General features: G+C 49.3%; 13 protein-coding genes. 3 read left to right on the top strand and 10 right to left on the bottom strand.

Annotated features, from left to right (window positions below; translation table 11 throughout):
• Positions 1 to 152 precede the first annotated feature (152 nt).
• Complete coding sequence (locus tag H6F93_RS07595) at positions 153 to 2,111, top strand: lipoxygenase family protein (protein WP_190679948.1); 1,959 nt, start codon at positions 153 to 155, stop codon at positions 2,109 to 2,111.
• Positions 2,112 to 2,253: 142 nt separating this feature from the next.
• Here the strand turns inward: H6F93_RS07595 and H6F93_RS07590 are convergent, their stop codons facing one another.
• The 4 genes from H6F93_RS07590 to clpB form a co-directional block, all read right to left on the bottom strand.
• Positions 2,254 to 3,654, bottom strand: coding sequence for a cytochrome c biogenesis protein (locus H6F93_RS07590; protein WP_190679947.1), 1,401 nt, complete (start codon positions 3,652 to 3,654; stop codon positions 2,254 to 2,256).
• Positions 3,655 to 3,665: 11 nt separating this feature from the next.
• Positions 3,666 to 4,406, bottom strand: coding sequence for a cytochrome c biogenesis protein CcdA (locus tag H6F93_RS07585; RefSeq protein WP_190679946.1), 741 nt, complete (start codon positions 4,404 to 4,406; stop codon positions 3,666 to 3,668).
• 97 nt (positions 4,407 to 4,503) lie between these two features.
• A complete protein-coding gene (locus tag H6F93_RS07580; protein WP_190679945.1) occupies positions 4,504 to 5,697 on the bottom strand; it encodes an FtsW/RodA/SpoVE family cell cycle protein in 1,194 nt (397 codons plus the stop codon).
• A 287-nt stretch (positions 5,698 to 5,984) separates the two neighbouring features.
• Positions 5,985 to 8,660, bottom strand: coding sequence for an ATP-dependent chaperone ClpB (gene clpB / locus H6F93_RS07575; protein WP_190679944.1), 2,676 nt, complete (start codon positions 8,658 to 8,660; stop codon positions 5,985 to 5,987).
• A 597-nt stretch (positions 8,661 to 9,257) separates the two neighbouring features.
• Between clpB and H6F93_RS07570 the strand changes: the two genes are divergently transcribed.
• Positions 9,258 to 11,225 carry a serine/threonine-protein kinase gene (locus tag H6F93_RS07570; protein WP_190644635.1) on the top strand — a complete coding sequence of 656 codons (1,968 nt, stop codon included), beginning with the start codon at positions 9,258 to 9,260 and terminating at the stop codon, positions 11,223 to 11,225.
• A gap of 34 nt (positions 11,226 to 11,259) precedes the next feature.
• Here the strand turns inward: H6F93_RS07570 and ccmO are convergent, their stop codons facing one another.
• The 6 genes from ccmO to H6F93_RS07540 form a co-directional block, all read right to left on the bottom strand.
• Entirely contained in the window at positions 11,260 to 12,036 is a 777-nt protein-coding gene (ccmO, locus tag H6F93_RS07565) for a beta-carboxysome assembly protein CcmO (RefSeq protein ID WP_190644636.1), read from the bottom strand.
• Between the two features lie 33 nt (positions 12,037 to 12,069).
• Positions 12,070 to 12,678, bottom strand: a complete 609-nt coding sequence (gene ccmN / locus H6F93_RS07560; RefSeq protein ID WP_190644637.1) for a beta-carboxysome scaffolding protein CcmN — start codon at positions 12,676 to 12,678, stop codon at positions 12,070 to 12,072.
• Positions 12,679 to 12,722: 44 nt separating this feature from the next.
• Positions 12,723 to 14,459, bottom strand: a complete 1,737-nt coding sequence (ccmM, locus tag H6F93_RS07555) for a beta-carboxysome scaffolding protein CcmM (protein WP_190679943.1) — start codon at positions 14,457 to 14,459, stop codon at positions 12,723 to 12,725.
• A gap of 261 nt (positions 14,460 to 14,720) precedes the next feature.
• Entirely contained in the window at positions 14,721 to 15,023 is a 303-nt protein-coding gene (gene ccmL / locus H6F93_RS07550) for a beta-carboxysome shell vertex protein CcmL (protein ID WP_190644639.1), read from the bottom strand.
• 7 nt (positions 15,024 to 15,030) lie between these two features.
• Positions 15,031 to 15,372, bottom strand: a complete 342-nt coding sequence (locus H6F93_RS07545; RefSeq protein WP_190644640.1) for a carbon dioxide-concentrating mechanism protein CcmK — start codon at positions 15,370 to 15,372, stop codon at positions 15,031 to 15,033.
• Between the two features lie 133 nt (positions 15,373 to 15,505).
• Positions 15,506 to 15,814, bottom strand: a complete 309-nt coding sequence (locus H6F93_RS07540; RefSeq protein ID WP_190644641.1) for a carbon dioxide-concentrating mechanism protein CcmK — start codon at positions 15,812 to 15,814, stop codon at positions 15,506 to 15,508.
• Positions 15,815 to 16,567: 753 nt separating this feature from the next.
• Here H6F93_RS07540 and H6F93_RS07535 point away from each other — a divergent pair.
• Positions 16,568 to 18,436, top strand: a complete 1,869-nt coding sequence (locus H6F93_RS07535) for an NAD(P)H-quinone oxidoreductase subunit F (RefSeq protein ID WP_190644642.1) — start codon at positions 16,568 to 16,570, stop codon at positions 18,434 to 18,436.
• The last annotated feature ends 78 nt before the right edge of the window (positions 18,437 to 18,514 follow it).

Raw genomic sequence — 18,514 nt, 5'->3', positions numbered from 1 at the left:
TGGGTGCAGATGATTAGACTCAACACTTCGCTTCTGAAAAATGCTACTTCAGCTTTATTGAGTTTCGTTCCAGCTATCTAGACCGATTTACATAGAACTGATTCACGACCGTTCGACAGTTGCGTCTTAGCTAAACTCACTCAGGACATATCATGCTCCATCTTCCTCCAGAACAGCAGCAGGGATTCTATCGCTACAGTCCAGTGGGGTTGAAACAGCGTGGCCCTGCACGATTGTTTGCCCACATCGGTGAAGATGGGGCACTGGGCTACGGATTAACTCGAATTTACCAGAATTTAATTGAGCAAGGACGTGTTTCACCACCGTTGAACCTGCTGATGCAGTGGCTTGAATCAACGGTTCAAAAAACTGGTCAGCAGGTGGATAGATTGAGTACATTGCTGGCGGATGTAGAGTTTCTACATTCCGATTGGCTCAACTGGACATTGCCACCTGGAGAAACGTTTAACAGCAACTATGTGCGCAAACGCCTCGAAATGGGTCAGGCGTTAAAAGCTGCCAGCAAAGCCGCGATCGCCGATCGCCTACAAGATGCTTCCCCTTCAAAAGATGCGGGGCCTGGTAGCGAACGGCAGCGGTTACGGTTCTATACAGAACTAGAACAACGGTGGCAGCGAGAACGCCCAAAGGTCAGTTTCATTCACGCTAGAGATGGGGAATTAAGCGATCGCGAGTTTGCCCGTCAGCGTTTGGCAGGGACAAATCCGATGATTTTGCATCGTATTCAAGAAGCAGACCGGGAGCGACTGCAAGCCTGGGCAACCCAAGACTACTCAGTAGCAACCGAGAAAAATGTGAATTTGCTGGATGCAGCTGCTCAAAATCGCCTGTTTTTGGCAGATTATCCCCTATTTGAAGATCTCACTTCAACCGATCTTCAGTTGGGGCGCTATGTAGGAAACCCACAGGCTTTGTTTTACGGCACTGAGCAGGGACTTTACCCAGTCTTAATTCAATTAGAGTCGGGCAGCAAATGGGTAACTCCAACTGCGGTGGCAGATGATTGGATGCGGGCAAAGCTCTATACCCAAGCGGCAGACATGACGCATCACGAGCTAATTGACCACTTGTGTAACACGCATTTGTCAATGGAGGCGTTTGCGATCGCCACCTCCCGCCAGCTTCCAGTTGGTCATCCGCTGTATCAGCTTCTGCGGCCGCATTTTCGCTTTTTACTAGCGATCAACACACGCGGCAATACGCTGCTGCTAGCCGAAGACGCTGCGATCGAAGACCTGCTAGCTCCAACGCGAGAAGCCTCAGTCAGCCTGATCAATCAGTCTTATCGGCAGCGCTCGTTTACCGACGGGGCACTTCCTTATGACATTGCCAGACGAGGGCTAGAGCCAGAGTTTTTGCCTGACTTTGCTTACCGCGATGATGCTCAGCTTTTGTGGGATGCGATCGCTACTTATGTCAGCAGCTACTTACAGCGCTATTACCGTGATGATACTGCTGTTTTGCTTGATCCCTACCTGCAAGCTTGGGCAGCGGAATTGGGACAGCCTTTGAGCGATCGCCCCCTTTCCGAATTTCCTGAACTGCCAGACTGGATACCGGCTGAATTTGCTGCTAAGACAGGAATTCAGGTTGATACGTTGCCCGATTATCCTCGCGTGCCTAACTTTCCAGCAGCGACCAGTGCTAATCAGCGTCCAGGAGAAATTCAAGGGCTTCAGCAGCTCATTGAGATTGCTACGCAGATCATTTTTACCTGTGGGCCCCAGCACGCGGCGGTGAATTTTTCTCAGTTTGACTACGCGGGGTATATGCCTAATGCACCGCTGGCGACCTATGCTCGCCCCGATGCAGCGGTGAAGCTAGAAGAAGTTTTACCTCCTGTAGACCAGGACTTAAATCAGATGGAGTTGACCTTCGCCCTCAGCGGCATTATTTGGGGACAATTGGGTGATTCAAAACTGATTCAGTACGAGGAAGAAGGCGATCGGCAAATCCTGCACCAGTTTCAACTCAAGCTGAAAAGCATTGAGCAAGAAATTCAGCAGCGCAACCAGCAGCGGATAAATCGGGACGGGGTAGATTATCCTTATCTACTGCCGTCGAGGATTCCCAATAGCATCAACATCTAGGGAATTGCGCGTTGGAAGAACGTAATCTGTAGCCCCAAAACCTGTAGAAGCGTAGCATTCGGGCAAAAATTCTCGGTTTGTTTCAGAGTTTACTTGCCGAATGCTGCGCCCTTACACAAGACACTCCTCATTCAAACACCCTTTAAGGGTTAGGGACGAGGGATTTTGGGTCGCTAACTGCCCCAGCATCAGAAGTTGAGGGTTCTAAGCTGTCCAAAATTTCTAGCATCTCCCGCTCAAAAGCAACCTGGGCGCGATTGGTTCTACCGCCAATGTAGAATTTTCCGGCTTCTTCTAATGCCCAGATTTGGGAATGGGAAATGTAGCTCATCAACACACTGATCATGAGTAAACCGAAACCTGTGTAAACAATTGGAATACCAGGATCAGCTTTGATCTGTAAGCCTGTGCTACCCACAATTTCGGCGATCGCCAATGTCACACCATTCACTTCGGTAGACATTCCCTGACGCACGGTTGAGAGCAACTTGCCCTCTGTGTCGTAAAGCAGCAGTATGCCTTGAAGATCTTTTGCCAGAACGGATACACCCTCACTCAGATCAGGCTTTGTCGGAATCCAGGTGCCCCAGACACGACCACCGCCATCTGTACCAATCTCTACCATTGGCAGTTGCAGGATTGGGCTTTCGTTAAGCCGAATGCGAACTGCGGCAATTCCCCAGTCTGCCTGGTAGAGCGTTACACCCTCATGACGCAGCGGTTCGTTGACGTGAATCGTTTTACGCTGAATCTCTTCGTCTTGATCGTTCAGAACAGAGAGATCGGAGTAAAACTGGTCAATCTTGCCCTCGGGGGTGTAGTCGATCCAAAAGCGATTGACCCGTACTGACCAATCCTGAGGAATTTGCGCTCTTGCCCAGGGCCCAGCGTCAAAAATATTCTGAATCCGAAACGTTTCGCCGCTCGGCACCATTTCCTGAGCGAAAAAGCCTGTCATTGCGCCCACGATCGCCCCTAGCAAAATCAGGATCATGCTGGCGTGAACGATAATGGGTCCAATCCGTCCAACAATGCCCCTATCGGCATAAAGCGTGTTATCCCGTCGAAAAACTCGGTAGCGGCGTTTTTCAAGCAACGGGCTCAGTTGCTTGATCGAAGCGTGATCAAGTTCTGCACTTAGGGCAAATTTTTCAAACTGACGAGGTTTGGTGTAAAAATTCCAGGTGCGGGAAAACCAGCGCAGCGCAGGAATTTGCCGCTGAAAGGTGCAGGTAATGAGGCTGGAGCCAAACAGAATGAGCAGCGCCAAAAACCACCAGGTGCGGTAAACGTGGTCTAGCCCCAGAGTTAGTAAAACCTTCCAGGTGAGGAAGCCAAACAGAGCTGGGTCTTCTGGGTAGTTTGCCTGGTAAAACTCTAGGGATCGTCCCTGCTCAATGACGGTGCCAGTGATGCTAAAGACGGCGATCGCCAACAGCAGGGCGATCGCCAGCCGCAAATCTGCCAACAGCGGAAACAATTCTCGCTTGAGATAACGCTGTGGGATCGCAGTCCAATTGGTTGAAGGATTTTCTGAAGTCATGAATTAAGCTCTTAAATTCCGGCTGGAAAAAACCGGAACAGCAGGGAGAAAACACCAAACCCAACTAGCAACGCACCGCTTGCCGGAGTAATCCAGCTTGACCAGCGGCGCAGTTCTAACAACTTTTTGATTGAGGCAGTGAAGGTGCCTGCTAAAACCAGTGGGGTGACGTAACCCACGGTATAGGACAACAACAATACACCACCCAAAACAGGATCTTTTGTCTCAGTCACCCAGGCCAGCAGCGTAATCAAAACTGGAGTGCTACAGGGAGAAGCCACTAATCCAAACGTTAGACCAATTAGGTAAGAACGAACGCCTTCGGGCAAATCCTTGGAGATCCAATCCATCCTGCCCCAGTTCGGCAATTGCAGCGGTAAAGCCTCCAGCAGGTTTAGCCCCATAAGAATGGCGATCGCACTCACCACAATTGGCAGCCCCACCCCAACCTGACCATACACACTGCCCAAACCCGCTGCCACAATTCCCAGTCCTGCTAGTGTCGTCGCCAAACCTAGCGCAAACCAGGTAGACTGCGTTGCTGCCTGAATTCGACTTCTGGCTTCATAGCCGCCGATATAGCCAATCGTAATGGGCAGCATTGACAGCATACAGGGAGTCAAACTGGTTAACAGACCTGCCAGAAAGATGATTCCGACGCTCGTCACAGTTAGGTGCGACAACTGATTTGCTACCAGGGTGTCAGCAAAGTTTCCTAACTCGTATAGTCGAGTCTGTAGGGTTTCCAGCATAGTTTGAAGATGGCGGAGCGATCGAATCTACTGTTAGACGTATCTTCATCTTATCGGAGGCGGACTGTAGAAATGGCGATCGCCCTCTAACCATCGCTCAAGCACCGGGCAGACTACCTCGCTGCCGCCGATGACGCCGATGGTCAAGCGAGACCACTTTGGCCTCACTGCCTTCACGGGCAATGCGAATGAGCAGCCCTGCCAGCAGCAAACTGGCAATCATTGAATTTCCGCCATAGCTAAAAAATGGAAACGGTAAACCTGTCGTGGGCAGTGCGCCCGTCGCCACGCCAATATTGAGCAGCGATTGCCCAATCAGCAGAATTACAGTTCCGATCGCCACCAGTCGGTGAACCGGGTTAATTGCTTTTAGCGCCACCTTTAAACCCAGCGTGGCATAGGCTGCTAGCAGCAGCAGCAGTAACATACTGCCGATGAAGCCAAATTCCTCAGCGTATACAGCAAAAATAAAGTCAGTATATTGGATCGGCAAATAAAATAGCTTTTGTTGAGATAGCCCAAACCCAGCTCCACCAAAGCCACCCGACCCGATCGCCATCAAACTTTGGGTAAGCTGATAGCCGTTTCCCATCGGGTCAGCCCAGGGATTGAGAAACGACATAATTCGCTCTCGCTGATATTCCTTGATGCTGACACTGACAATTGCCGCTGCGAGTCCAGCGATCGCCGTTGCTCCTAGATAAAGGTAGGGCAACCCTGCTGCCAGCGCCACCAGCCACAACACCATACCGCAGAGCGCTGCTGTACTCAGGTTGGGCTGAAGCAAAATACCAGCCACAACCGCCGCAAAAATGCCTAACCACACCAAGCGAGTGGAATTAGATAGTCGTTCCCACTGCCCAAACACACGGGCACTTTGAAGCACCAAGAATGGCTTAATAATTTCAGAAGGTTGAAGTAGTGCATATGATCCCAGCGAGATCCAACGATTAGCCCCATTGATGCTGGTACCCAAGCCTGGAATGATGGTGAGCAAGATTAGTCCCAATAGCGCTATTAAAATCCAGTCGGCTGCTGCCAAGACGTAGCGCAGAGGCGAGTGCACCAACACGCCAAAGCCAACCAACCCAACCGCGACCCAAATGATTTGCCGTTTGAAGTAATACAGCCCATCACCAAAGTCCGCATCCGCAACCGCATAGGATGCAGAAAACAGCATCACCAGTCCGACAAACAGCCACAGAAAAGTCAGCCATCGCAGTAGCCGAGCTTCTAAAGCCCATTCTTTTACAGAAGAGTCCAATAGCGGAATTAGATATCGAAGATTCACGCAGCTCAACGGGTCATTTAAACAAGTTGCCTATAACAGTAACGCAAGAGTGATTCAAGGAACATGGAGAGCGGATGCTAGGGGCGATCGCGAAACACAAACTTGCACAAATTCTAAAAAAATTCCTGATGGAGTACCCCATCTGGGAATAAAGGAATGGTAGATGCACCCTGAATTAATCCCTGGCTTCGTGCTGGGGATTTTTTTTGCTTGTGAAGTAAGGTTGACCACTCCCATTGATTCACACTTCTGACAAATTAATTTGTCACGCAACGAACCGGTATACCTCAGCTTTCGGCTGCCAAAACTTGAGGCACGATCGCCGTTGGCTCCTCGATCGCCAGCTTTCTCTTATTAAAAGTCAGCTTATGGTCTACCAGGTCAATGAGGATTGTGTCACCTTCGATAAACGTGTTCTCTAAAATCTTGGTGGCGATCGGATTTTCCAACTCTTTTTGGATCGCTCGCTTCAACGGACGTGCTCCATAAACCGGGTCAAAGCCCACTTCAGCGATGTAATTTTGGGCAGTTGGCGTTAGTTCTAGCGTGATTTTCTGGTCTGCTAGCAGACGGTGAATCCGCTGAAGCTGAATGCCAACAATCTGCCGCAGCTCTTCTAACCGCAGCGGGTGGAAGAGAATGATGTCATCAACACGGTTCAGAAATTCAGGACGAAAGTGCGATCGCAGTGCATCGGTCACCCGCTTTCGCATCAGTTCATACTGCGAATCATCTCCTGATACATCCAGAATGTGATCGCTGCCGATGTTACTCGTCATCACAATCACCGTATTTCTGAAATCAACCGCTCTCCCTTGAGAGTCAGTAATTCGCCCGTCATCTAACACCTGTAGCAAAATGTTGAACACGTCTGGGTGTGCTTTCTCCACTTCATCCAGCAGCAGCACCGAGTAAGGGTGACGGCGAATCGCCTCTGAAAGCTGCCCTCCTTCCTCATAGCCCACATAACCCGGAGGCGCACCCACTAAGCGTGAAACAGAATGCTTCTCCATGTATTCCGACATATCAAGCCGCACCAGCGAATCGCCAGTGTCAAACAGAGATTCTGCTAACGCCCGCGCCAGTTCAGTTTTACCAACTCCCGTTGGACCCATAAATAGGAAAGAACCAATCGGACGACCCGGATCTTTCATCCCAGCCCGCGCCCGTCGAATTGCCGCTGCTACTGCCTCAACCGCTTCCTGCTGGCCCACTACCCGCTCATGCAGGTAAGTTTCAAGCTGCAACAGCTTTTGCCGCTCAGACTCCATCAGGCGGTTCACAGGAATGCTTGTCCACTTTGCCACGATCTCAGCAATGTCAGCTTCAGTCACCTGCTGCTTAAGCAAAGAAGAACCACGTTCTTGAATTTCAATCAGCGTTGCTTCTTTTGCCTCTAGTTCGCGATGCACGACTTCCAGCCGCCCATATTTCAACTGAGCTGCTGTATTCAGGTCGTAGTCTCGCTCCGCCTTCTCAATCTGCCGTCGCAGCTTTTCCTCTTCTTCGCGCAGGGCATTGATTTCATCTTTCATCTGCTTCTCAGATTCCCACTGAGAATTCAGTTTTTGCTGCACCTGCTTCAGTTCACTGATCTCGCTCTCAATTCGCTCTAAGCGATCTTTGGCAGCACGATAAGCAACCACGATGCCCGGAGATTGTCCTTCCTTCTGCAAAGAAAACTGTTCCATCTCAAGCTGCATGATGCGCCGATCAATGGTTTCTAGCTCCTCTGGTTTTGAGGTGCTTTCCATCTTGAGCTTGGCAGCAGCTTCATCTACCAAATCGATCGCCTTGTCAGGTAAGAAGCGATCGCTGATATAACGGTCAGACAGCGTTGCCGCAGCCACTAGAGCACTGTCAGAAATACTCACTTCATGGTGCTTTTCATACCGTTCTTTCAAGCCTCGCAGAATGGAGATTGTGTCTTCCACGCTGGGTTGACCGACATAAACCTGCTGAAAACGTCGCTCCAGAGCCGCATCTTTTTCAATGTGCTTGCGGTATTCATCTAAAGTCGTCGCCCCAATGCAGCGCAGTTCACCCCGTGCCAACATCGGCTTGAGTAAGTTACCTGCGTCCATCGTGCCCTGGCTTGCCCCTGCCCCCACAACGCTATGCAGTTCGTCGATGAATAGAACGATCTGACCATCAGAGTTCGTCACTTCGCGCAAAACTGCTCGCAGCCGATCTTCAAATTCTCCGCGATACTTCGCTCCAGCAATCAGCGAACCCATATCTAAGGTAATCAGGCGACGGTTTTTGAGCGATTCGGGCACATCTCCTTTAATGATGCGCTGGGCTAACCCTTCGGCGATCGCCGTCTTTCCGACTCCCGGCTCCCCAATCAGCACTGGGTTATTTTTGGTGCGACGAGACAGAACCTGCACCACGCGACGAATTTCCTCGTCCCGACCAATTACCGGATCAAGCCTATCTTCCTTTGCCTGCTCAGTCAGATCCCGTCCATATCTTTCCAATGCGTCGTAGCGCCCTTCCGGGCTTTGATCCGTCACTCGCTGGCTACCGCGAACAACTTTGGCAGCAGCTTCAAGCTGTTTTGGATCTAGGTTAATGTTTCTGGGAAAGCGACGATTGACCCGCTCATATTCTGCCATCCCCAGCAGCAAATGCTCAACTGAGATAAACTCATCCTGCCAGGTTTGCCGCGCTGCCTCAGCCCGGTCTAACATCAAATCTAGGCTGCGCCCTAAATAAAGCTGCGCGTTTTCTGAAACCTTAGGTTGACGTTGGGCAAAGGTTTCTAGCTGTTGCTTGAGCGCATTCGGGTCAAGATTTGCCCGCTGCAAAATTGTGTGGGCTAACCCTTCTTGCTCTAGAAGGGCGATCGCCAGATGTTCAACCTCTAGCTGTTGGTGCTTGAAGCGACGAGTAACATCCTGGGATTTCACAATTGCTTCCCAGGCTTTCTCAGTGAATTTGCTAGGGTCAGTGGGCTGCATGTTCTAAAGAAATTCCGTCGAAAAACCATATTCTCAGCGACTTTAGTATAACAATCTGGGCGGCTTAATCCTGTAAGCCGCTCTACCAGAATCCATCGCTTTACTTCAATTATTTCAGGTGTTGCTGATTTGGCGTGAATTTGTGCGACAAGTCAGCCCGTTCCTTTTAGGAATCAGTGAATCTACGAGCGGCTGTGAAATTACTCCTTTCCCACTAAAAAATCAGGGATGTACCCTCGGGCGCGGCGTGCATCCCTGGTCTTTTAGTCCCTAATCTGTGACCAGGAAGGGAGTAGGTGGAAAATTTCATTCAATCTTGACTGATTCTACAAGCAGCTTTATCAGAGTGTGGGGAATACTGGGAGGTGAAATGGCGAGTTCTCTGTTTCCTCAACTTGCTTTGTGCCTTCTCGCTCACCCCTTTCAATGCCCTGTTGATCAGTTTTGCTTCTGGTTCGTCGTGCGCTAACCCGTACATCTACGCCTGACAACTTTAGAAAGAATTGCTGCACTCGATTCAATTTGCCTCCGGGCGAATGCTGCGCGGTTCTTTCAGGGCATTAATTGAAAATCACTTTCTGCAAAACATACTTACTTATGCTGGGACAAACACTTGGTGGGCGATACCAAATCAAACGCCATCTAGGTGGGGGAGGATTTGGACAAACCTATCTCGCTGAGGATTTACACTTGCCCGGAAATCCTGAGTGCGTCGTCAAGCAACTCAAGCCCAAAGTGACCAGCGATGAGGCATTGCAGTCTGCCAGACGCTTGTTTGATCAAGAGGCAAAGGTGCTGGATGAATTGGGTAGCCACGACCAAATTCCCAGGCTTTTTGCTCACTTTGAGGAAAATCAAGAGTTTTACCTGGTTCAAGAACTGATTGAAGGAGTGGTGCTGAGTCGAGAGTTGAGGGCAGGTCGGGCTGTAGAAGAACCTGAGGTCGTTGCTTTACTGCAAGATATTCTCACAACGCTAGAGTTTGTTCACCAGCAGCAGGTTATTCACCGCGACATCAAGCCTTCTAATTTGATTCGACGGAGCAGCGATCGCAAAATCGTCATGATCGACTTTGGTTCGGTCAAACAAATTAGCTTTCAGGAGTTGGGCGCAGATCTCTCTACTGTGACGATTGCGATCGGCTCATCAGGCTATATGCCTAACGAACAGATGGCTGGCAAGCCTCGCTTTAGCAGCGATGTTTATGCAGTTGGAATGGTGGGGATTCAAGCACTTACAGGTTGCTCTCCGGCTCACTTTAGGGAAGATCCCCGCACAGGTGAAGTTATTTGGCGCGAGAAAGCTCAGGTTAGCCCAGAGTTGGCAGACATCTTGGATGTAATGGTGCGCTATGACTTTCGCCAGCGCTATCAGTCGGCGGCAGAGGCACTAGACGTTCTCAAAGATTTAGTGACTCCCCATCACACTACAGTAATCTTGCCGACCGTCCGGTCGGTGAGTTTAGATGGATATCTGCTCTGGTTTGAGCGGGGAGATGAACTATTTCAGCAGCAGCGATATACCGAAGCGGTTGCCAGTTACGACAAATTCATTCAAGCAGTACCCGACGAATACCTGGTGTGGTTTAAGCGGGGTATGGCACTAGAACATTTGCATCAGTATGAAGAAGCTGCAATATCCTACGAGCAGGTCACGAAACTGCAACCTGGAGATTATCTTGCCTGGTTCAAGCGAGCCAAAGCGCTAGAACATTTGCAGCGCTATGAAGAAGCTCTAGCAGCCTATGACAGAGTAATCAAGATTCAGCCTGATAACTACTGGGCTTGGCACGATCGGGGTAGGGTTTTGGAGGATTCAGAACAGCATGAAGACGCTGTGACTGCTTACGATCGCGCTGTTCAACTGAAGCCTGACTTTCAGCTTGCGGTTGAGAGCCGCAAACGGGTTTTGAGCCAGCTTAAGCGGGTTGATCAGCTTTATCATTTGCAGCACTACGAGGAAGCAGTTGCTTCTTGCGATCGCTCTATTCGTGACCAACCAGACGATTCCCTCGTTTGGCTAATGCGAGGGATGGCGCTAGAAAATCTGCATCGCTACGAAGAAGCAATCATGTCCTATGATCGCGTGGTGCAAATCCAGCCTGATGATCACGTTGCCTGGTTTAAGCGGGGCACAGTTCTGGAATACCTTCAGCAGAATCAGCAGGCAGTGATCTCCTTTGATCGTGTGGTGCAGCTTCAACCCGATAACTACTGGGCCTGGCACGAGCGAGGCAAAATTTTGGAAACGATGCGCTGCCATGAGGAAGCGATCGCCTCCTACGACAAAGCTTTGCAGATTAAACCCGATCTTCAGTCCGCCTTGGAGGGACGTAAACGACTGCTGGGTCAGGGGCAAGTCAAGCAACAGTTGGATCAATCAGAGCTGGAGCAGGTAAACCAATGGCAGCCCTCCCAGCTACCTCCCATAACGGGATACCCCGAAACCAGTGGAGTGCAGTGGGGGGCGATCGCCAGCGAATCTTTCGATGAGCCTAACCGATTCAGCTTTACTCCAGCTCTGACCTCCCCTAACGGCAACAATGGCTTTTGGGGGCAAACCTAAAGCAACTAATCCTGTTGCATCCTGTTGCAGAAAACTATTCTGATTCTTCTGATTTTTGAGCAGGTGCTTGGAGTTGAGTTAGATCTGGCAATTCCAGCAGTTCTTTCTGGGTTTCTTTGAATTCTACAGGTAGCGATAGGGGCTGAGGTTTATCTAGCCAGCAGCTCGATACGGGCAAGGTTTGCTCCAGGTCATCCAACGGTCTAGGAATTACCATCACCGCGTGGAGTTCTCCAATTCGCTCGGCTTCGTGCATTCCGGCTTCTACGGCGATCGCCACATCTGCAACTCGACCGCGAATAATTGCAGTACATAGCCCTTCGCCAACGATTTCATAGGCCGCAAACTGCACATCCGCAGATTTAAGCATCATATCGGCAGCACCAACCATTGCCGGAAAACCTCGCGTTTCCAGCAAACCGATTGCCTGATTGCTCAGGCGATTGTGTCCCCGATTTTCTACAATTTTTGCCAAACGACTACCAATTGGCAGCACCGCATCCAGATTAGGCATAGGGCGCGGAATGATTGCCTTAGAAATGAGTTGACCGAACTGTTGAGCAGTTTCTGCACCAATCTCAACCGCGATTCGCACATCTGAAATGCCGCCTCGAACGACAGCCGTGCAGTAGCCGCTGCCAATCTTTTCGTAACCCACCAGTGTTACGCCAGACGACTTCAGCATCATGTCTGCCGTACCGACAATAGCGGGAAAGCTACGAGTTGAAACCAACCCCAAAGCTCTGTTTTTGAAGTCCTTTGGCTGTCCTATTGATCTCGCCAGGACTGACCCCCCATCCTGCACATTCATTTGTGACCTCCATTCAGGGCATATCGTGCGCTATCATTCTGGGGTTTTGCCATTGGAAGACTGGTTTTCAGGGGGTAAATCATCTAAGGAATGCCTACTAGGGAAAAGCGCAATGATCAACTGAGTCAATGCGGTTTTTCCATAGATGGGTACACTTGCAGCAGTAGCGAGAGCCGATGGTGAGTGAACCGGAGCAGTTTCAGCAGGCTGAGGAGGTGAAACCTGAGTTGATGCTGTCTCTGCGTGAGGAGGTGAAGCCTCAGCTGGTACCGATTCCGTCTGGGTTATAGAACGGCTAGGATCTCCAATTAAAGAACCAGCCTGAACGACCTGCTCAGGCTCAATGGAACTATTGAAAATAGTAACCTTAGAACCGATACAGGCATTTGCTCCTATCCTACCACTGCCAAATAGAAGGACGCTTGCCCCCAAGCTAGCGCCCTCCTCAATCTCTAAGTTTCCCTGATTAACGTGTAGGACCGTTCCCGCCCCAATGCAAACTCCTGCTGCGATAACAATCTGGCTGTCCGCGTCAGCTTGAAGCAACACACCAGGAGCAATCACCGCACTGGGATGTATCGTGACGTTGCCACTTACACAAAAGTGGACATCGCTGATGGGTCGCAGGGGCGGCAAACGCATTGGAAACAAGAACCTCTAACAAATATGCAAGGTCTAAAGCAAAGCTATTTGCCAGGTCTTTGGATGATAGTTTCTGAAACTCGTCGTTTGGAAGCCGTATCGATGCCATACAGACGGACATATTCACCGCTGTGTTCAGCTAAGCAGATTTCTAAAGCGGCGATCACATCTAACGCATGAATTGTTGAAATAGCCGAACAGCTCTTCCAAGAACTCGTCTGGAAGCGACGCGCATCTGCATATTCAACGCCAACCCGATATCCCTGAGACAGCAGCTGATTGACTTGTTGCACTATGTCTGAGGCAAGGCTCCCTCCTGATGGGGCGAACGCTCCACCGTTTACACTGCTATAACCGTTTGTCGATGCAGCAGGCGGTGTGTAGGATCGACTTGGGGCAGAACCAACAGAATTACCGTTATCGCCAGGTCTTTGAACAATCAATTCTGACACCCGACGCTTAGCACGGGTGTCAATGCCAAACATACGTACATATTCACCACTATGTTCAGCCAAGCATCCTTCCAGAGCAGCGATCGCATCCGATTCACGACTTGCTTGAATCGGCGAACAAGTTTGCCAGGAACTCGTTTGGAACCGACGCGCATCTGCATGTTCGGTGCCAATGCGATAGCCCTGAGCCAAAAGCTGACTCACCCGCTGTACAACCTCAGAACTTAAGCGATTGCTTTTAGCTGACGAATAGTTCTGAGTGCCATAGCTTTGGCTGCTAGAGTTGCTGCTGGAGCTACTGGGGGTGTAATAGTTACTGCTACTGCTACTGGATGAGGCAGTTGCTACCTTATCGCCGGGCCTTTGAACAATCATCTCCGAAACTCGGCGCTTAGATTGAGTATCAATCCCGAATAGTCGGACATATTCACCGCGATGCTCAGATATACAGGCTTCTAGACCAGCAAGCACATCAGCTTGACGGTTGGACTGGATGGGAGCACAGCTTTTCCAGGAACTCGTCTGGAAGCGGCGGGCATCGGCGTGTTCCATACCGATGCGGTAACCCTGAGCCAAGAGTTGACCCACCTGCTGCACGACTTCAGAACTTAGGCGATCGCTTTGCATTTGACTTTGATTATGGCTATTACTATGGTTTTTACTCGATCCGTTTCCGTTAGCGTTGCTAGATTCATAAGTCTGCTCCAACTCAGTGCGAATTGAAGCAATACAGGCAATATTCTCAGCACACCGATAACCCGACCGAAGAGCATCATTAATCCCAACAACATGGTGGGCGAATTTAACATCAACCGACTCCACTTCGGGCAACCGGTCTGCCTGCTGTTGTGTCGTGATGATTGATCCAGAAGGAACATATCGGCCAGGTGGAATCTCTACATCTTGAATCAGCGCGTGCATCATCACGATGCAACCATCGCCAATACGAGAATTAAAGATTGTAGAGCGAAACCCAATGAAGCAGTCATCTCCTACATAAGCTGGTCCATGAATCAGCGCCATGTGGGTGATAGAAGTGTCTTTCCCAATCCAAACAGAGTAGTGTTTTTGGTCATCTCCAATAACTCGCCCCTGCTCTAGACCATGAATGACCACGCCATCTTGAATATTGGTTCCTTCGCCTACATAGAAGGGGCTGCCCTCATCCGCTCGAATAGAAGTTCCTGGAGCGATCAGCACATCGGCACCAATAGACACATCTCCAATAATGTTGGAGAAGGAATGAACGTATGCTGTCTCATGAATCCTGGGCTGAGCCAGGCTCTTTGACCAGGGAGTGGGAGGAGCAGCAGAACCATGAACGACCATGATGAATTTCTCCTGACTGAAAAGAGCGATACCGCAAGTCAACTAAAATCAGCTTGCTTAGCAAAGAAAAAAGATTGATCTGAGATTCAAGCCGTAACAGCAGAGGGAGTTGGCACTCAAAAGACTTGACCGTTGGCAAAATCTGTAAATGACTCACCCCTGGCTTATCTCGACCTCCTAAAGCTTTTGCAAGACAGTAACCGACCCTAGAAAAGCTTGTTGGGCATCGCTCAGCCTGGACTCTAAAGCAGAATTGAGAATTTAACGATCTTGATCGCGTTTGCTATAAAGGAGTCGATTGTCAACGCTGACCGTATCAATAATTCCAACTACTAAAGCATCTAGAGGACGGGTTTCGCTGCCAGGAGCCTGGCGCGCAGCACTTCCACGACTCACCAAAACCCATTCATCAATGCCTGCCCCAACACTATCAGCAGCTACCTCATACTCCGGCAAGGGTTGCCCTTCCTCGTCTAGGAACTGCAATAGTAAGAATTTGACTCCTCTGAGGCTAGGTTCTTTTTGATTACTGACAACAGTGCCACAAACTTTAGCAATCTGCATTATGAAGTTATGGACGGTTGAGAGGACGGATACCGCTGACGCTTTCCCGGAATGCCTCAACTGCTTCGGTGTAGCGGATGGGGAGGACATATTCCAGGTTTTCATGGGGACGGGCAATGATGTGAGTGGAGAGGACTTGTCCACCGTTCACTCGCTTAACGTTGTCAACCCCGGCTGCCACTGAAGCCTGCACTTCAGAAACGTCGCCTCGCACAATTACAGTGACGCGACCACTGCCAATCTTTTCGTACCCAACTAATGTAACTCTGGCAGCTTTCACCATCGCGTCTGCTGCTTCTACTACAGCGGGGAAGCCCAAAGTTTCTACCATTCCAACTGCGATCGCCATCGTATTCTCCCTTCCAAGTTTTAGTTTTTGAAAAACAAACCTTTTACAATTTAAGCGGTCTGAAACAATCCTTCAGAAGCTTAATTTAGAAGTTCAATTATGTTTAATTGAACCGCTTACCTTTGACTCTTAATTAACTTCGAAATTGCTCTACAGCCTCTGTATATCGAATTGGCAGAACATATTCAAGGTTTTCATGTGGACGGGCAATAATATGAGTAGAGAGAACCTCTCCCCCATTTACCCTCTTAACAGATTCCACGCCAGCCGCAACAGAGGCTTGCACTTCGGAAACGTCGCCTCGCACAATTACAGTGACGCGACCACTGCCAATCTTTTCGTACCCAACTAACGTAACCCTAGCAGCTTTCACCATCGCATCTGCTGCTTCTACCACAGCAGGAAAGCCCTTCGTCTCAATCATTCCAACAGCAATTGGCATTAGTCATCTCCCGCAAAGAAGAATTTGTTAATAAATACAGTTCTTAACTGAAAATTTGGACGGAGAGCCCGATTTAATTTTCAGAAAAGCACCTTTAGAGTTCCCAAGCTTAAGAATACAGGGGATGTCTTTACTTTGACAATATAAAGCAGAATGATTATCTTTAATAAAAAATATAATCCCGACTTATCTTGTAAGCACAATTGTTGAACAATTGCAAGGAATGTAATTCAAAGGAGTCAGAAAATAGCTGAACTCCACCTCTTGTATTCTTCAAGTGAAAGTATCAAGCAGCAAGTGGAAAGGTTCTAGACTGAATTAAAAGGCTTATTTATGAGATTTTATAATACCACCGATAAGTACAGGCTTATTCAGATGGATTTCACTCCTCAACATTAGGTTGAAAAGCTCAACACTAATTCAAACCACTTATAGAATTGCAATGTTGTGAGTTTTTTGTCATATTTCGGTTGAGTCCCAAAGGTGCTACGCTCTTTACTAGGAGCAAGGTCTGTAGACGTTGAGCCTAAATACATGTGGGCTGAGGAAAGCTTTGTTTTTCCTTTACGACCGAACATTTGGTGAAAACTACTTACAAAAATCCTTTGTTGCAGTTTTGTCACAATTATTATTCTGACTTAAACGAGTCTTTTAGATTTGCGGTCTGGAGCGATCGCACTTAGCTTCGGGCACAAGCTCTAAAATTTACTTAGCTCATTTAGACCCTAGCGCTTTAATTTAAGGACGATCGTGATGTCTCAGTTCCTGATCCAGACAAGCTGGTGGGTACCTGGGTACGGTCTTATCGGTGCCCTGTTGACATTGCCCTGGTCAGCAGGACTGGTTCATCGTACAGGTCCTCGCCCTGCAGCCTATTTCAACCTGTTAATGACGGCGTTGGCCCTGATCCACAGCGGGGCGTTACTTCAAGCCGTTTGGAATCAGCCGCCTCAGCGTCTCCTGATTCCTTGGCTCAAAATCCTGGATCTGGATTTGTCTTTCACTTTAGAGATCTCTGTGATCAGCGTTGGTGCTGCTATCGTCATCACAGCGTTGAGCTTCTTAGCACAGTTTTTTGCTCTGGGGTATTTGGAGAAAGATTGGGCTTTAGGTCGCTTTTATGCACTGATGGGTTTTTTTGAGGCAGCTATGAGCGGCATCGTATTGAGCGACTCGCTGTTTCTCAGTTACGCGCTGCTGGAGATGTTAACGTTATCGACCTACTTATTGGTTGGTTTCTGGTACGCTCAACCCCTGGTTGTGACAGCTGCTCGCGATGCGTTCTTGACTAAACGAGTGGGAGACTTGCTGCTGCTCATGGGTGTGTTGGTCGTGTTTACACTTGCCGGAAGCTTGAACTTTTCGGATTTAGAAACGTGGGCTCAAACCGCGAATTTAGCACCCTTGACTGCAACCCTGCTTGGTTTGGCTTTGATTGCCGGTCCGACTGGTAAATGTGCCCAATTTCCATTAAATCTGTGGCTCGATGAGGCGATGGAAGGACCTAATCCGGCATCGATTCTGCGGAATTCAGTCGTCGTTGCCTGCGGGGCCTTTGTGCTGATCAAACTTCAGCCTATTCTGGCAATCTCTCCGATTGCCCTGACTGCGCTAATGATTTTAGGCACAATGACGGCAATAGGAGCTTCTCTGGTAGCAATCGCCCAGATTGACATCAAGCGGGCTCTATCTCATACGACGAGTGCTTACCTGGGGCTAGTGTTTTTGGCGGTGGGAATGCAGCAGACTGATCTAGCGCTGCTGTTTTTGTTTACCCACGCGATCGGCAAAGCACTGCTGTTCATGAGCATCGGCTCTGTAATTCTGACCACCAACACTCAAGATTTAACTGAGATGGGAGGGCTTGCTGGTCGAATGCCTGCTACCACGAGCAGCTTTGTGGTGGGAACGTTCGCCTCCATTGGGTTACTGCCTCTAGGCAGCCTTTGGTCAATGCTGGAATGGGGGGATAGCTTTTGGAGTTCTCCCTGGTTAGTTGGGGTACTGCTGCTGGTCAATGGATTAACAGCCTTTAACCTGACCCGCGTGTTTGGTTTGGCATTCTGGGGTGAACCGCAAATTAAAACGCGACGGACTCCTGAAGTGCCTTGGACAATGGCTGTACCAATGGTGTCGTTAGTCATCATCGCGCTGTTGGTACCTGTGATGCTGCTTCAGTGGCATTTGCTGCCTGCTCTGGAAAACATCAATCTTCTGCTGGTGCTTCTCTTAATTTCATCGGGTATCGTGGGCTGTGGGTTAGGAGGATTCATTTATCTCAATTCGGGTTGGGCAAAGCCTGTCAATCTAGTTGGAAAGCCGATCAGAGATACCCTGGCTTACGACTTTTGGATAGAAAAAGCTTATCGCTTAAGCGTTGTTTTAGGAGTTGTTCAGGGGTCAAGACTGACTGCTTGGCTTGACCGCTATGTAGTAGATGGCATGGTTAACCTGGTTGGGGTGGTTTCTTTGTTTACGGGCGAAAGCTTGAAGTACACCATTTCTGGGCAGTCGCGTAACTATCTGCTAACCGTTTTTGTGGGAGTGATACTCACCTTCATAGCGCTGGTTTGGTCTTTTCACTTTCCTTATTCCATTGCCCAAAGTTTATTTGGACATTAGGTTAGGAGAGTTAATTGACGAGAGGCTGGTCATCTTGGCGTTGAATTGTCTAGGTTGAGCTAAATGCAGGGGTTTAAG

This window comes from Leptolyngbya sp. FACHB-671 (genome assembly GCF_014695745.1).
Taxonomy (GTDB): Bacteria; Cyanobacteriota; Cyanobacteriia; order Elainellales; family Elainellaceae; genus JAAUTN01.
This window is presented reverse-complemented; position numbering and strand designations above follow the sequence as displayed.

Coding starts and splice junctions, on each gene's coding strand:
- H6F93_RS07595 (WP_190679948.1), top strand. CDS start 153: ATGCTCCATCTTCCTCCAGAACAGCAGCAGGGATTCTATCGCTACAGT.
- H6F93_RS07590 (WP_190679947.1), bottom strand. CDS start 3,654: ATGACTTCAGAAAATCCTTCAACCAATTGGACTGCGATCCCACAGCGT.
- H6F93_RS07585 (WP_190679946.1), bottom strand. CDS start 4,406: ATGCTGGAAACCCTACAGACTCGACTATACGAGTTAGGAAACTTTGCT.
- clpB (WP_190679944.1), bottom strand. CDS start 8,660: ATGCAGCCCACTGACCCTAGCAAATTCACTGAGAAAGCCTGGGAAGCA.
- H6F93_RS07570 (WP_190644635.1), top strand. CDS start 9,258: ATGCTGGGACAAACACTTGGTGGGCGATACCAAATCAAACGCCATCTA.
- ccmO (WP_190644636.1), bottom strand. CDS start 12,036: ATGAATGTGCAGGATGGGGGGTCAGTCCTGGCGAGATCAATAGGACAG.
- ccmN (WP_190644637.1), bottom strand. CDS start 12,678: ATGCGTTTGCCGCCCCTGCGACCCATCAGCGATGTCCACTTTTGTGTA.
- ccmM (WP_190679943.1), bottom strand. CDS start 14,459: ATGGTCGTTCATGGTTCTGCTGCTCCTCCCACTCCCTGGTCAAAGAGC.
- ccmL (WP_190644639.1), bottom strand. CDS start 15,023: ATGCAGATTGCTAAAGTTTGTGGCACTGTTGTCAGTAATCAAAAAGAA.
- H6F93_RS07545 (WP_190644640.1), bottom strand. CDS start 15,372: ATGGCGATCGCAGTTGGAATGGTAGAAACTTTGGGCTTCCCCGCTGTA.
- H6F93_RS07540 (WP_190644641.1), bottom strand. CDS start 15,814: ATGCCAATTGCTGTTGGAATGATTGAGACGAAGGGCTTTCCTGCTGTG.
- H6F93_RS07535 (WP_190644642.1), top strand. CDS start 16,568: ATGTCTCAGTTCCTGATCCAGACAAGCTGGTGGGTACCTGGGTACGGT.